Source organism: Oleiphilus sp. HI0123, from assembly GCF_001635315.1.
In genome coordinates this window covers 1-1,119 of sequence record NZ_LWGE01000399.1, presented here as the reverse complement: position 1 = coordinate 1,119, position 1,119 = coordinate 1, and the positions used below count along the sequence as shown (strand labels likewise).

The following is a 1,119-nucleotide window of genomic DNA, read 5'->3' as shown; positions in this document are numbered from 1 at the left end:
TCCGTCTTCGAGAATTTGCGTATTCAGGATGATTAAGCCGCTAATAATATCAGGTGCCCAGATGTTGCTGGTAAAGGCTAGGAAGGCAAATAGGATTCCGAATATGCCAGTCGTTTCCAGCATACTATCGGCGCCCCAAATTTTAATGAGGGTGAACAGCGTTGCCAGAATGATGACAAACAGGATAATGATATCTACTAGACGGCTTGAGTAGGTGTCTAGAAAAACAGGCTTCTCATCAACAACTTTTTCGAGGCCGAACTTCTTGCGAGATTGGCGGCTACAAATACTGTAAATCAGGATGCTGAGATACAGAGTGGTGAGACTTAAACCCAAGTGTATAAAGAAGTTTTCGTAGCTATTGTTGAGTCTGAGAAAAACCAGATGGACGATATGAAGAATCAGCACCAGGCCGTTTAAGGCGCGAAACAGTGTGACTTTGACGCCGCTATCACGTGCGCCATCAATGAAGCTTATAATCGGCTTTGCATACAGGAATAAGCCAATGTTGAATACAAATACCAGAATATGTGCTGTCCATGTTGTTGTGGACAACTGCGGTAATAACCACTCTAAAGCTTGCATAGTAAAAGACGCCTAAGAAAAGTGAGCTTGTGTCGCATTGCTTCATGCAGACGCCAACGGTCAGATCTTAGCTAATTATGATGAACTTTAGACTTGAATCAAGGGAAAGCTTTGCTTCTCTTAAAGCCTTTATAGCTCCAGGCGTTTAATTAAGCGATAGAAATTACTTCGGTTTACGCCCAAGTCACGTGCTGCAGCCGCCTGGTTTCCCTGATGTTGGTCCAGAATATGAATAATATAATTTCTCTGGAAATCATCGACTGCGTCTTTAAGATTCCCTTTTGGTGTAAATGAAAAAAGGTTGCTGTTCGCTTCATTCACTAGCGGGTGTTCCTTGCCGTTAGTTTTTGGCTGACCGTTTTGAAGGTGAATATCCAGGTAGGAGGCGTCGATAACGATGGAACGGTTGTGTCGGCCTTGATCAGCAATCGCTTTTAATGCTGAGCGGCTGAGCATATGTTCTAACTCTCGTACGTTTCCGGGCCAATCATATTGAGTGAGGAGGTGCTTGGCATCGCTCGTGATTCTGAGTCC

Annotated in this window: 2 protein-coding genes; both read right to left on the bottom strand. The window is 44.1% G+C overall.

What is annotated here, in order from left to right; genetic code table 11:
• Positions 1-585: hypothetical protein (locus A3761_RS03785; RefSeq protein ID WP_156491573.1), on the bottom strand; the 585-nt coding region annotated here is incomplete at its 3' end.
• Between the two features lie 129 nt (positions 586-714).
• The coding region (locus A3761_RS03780; RefSeq protein WP_304439578.1) for a helix-turn-helix domain-containing protein at positions 715-1,119 on the bottom strand (405 nt) is incomplete at its 5' end.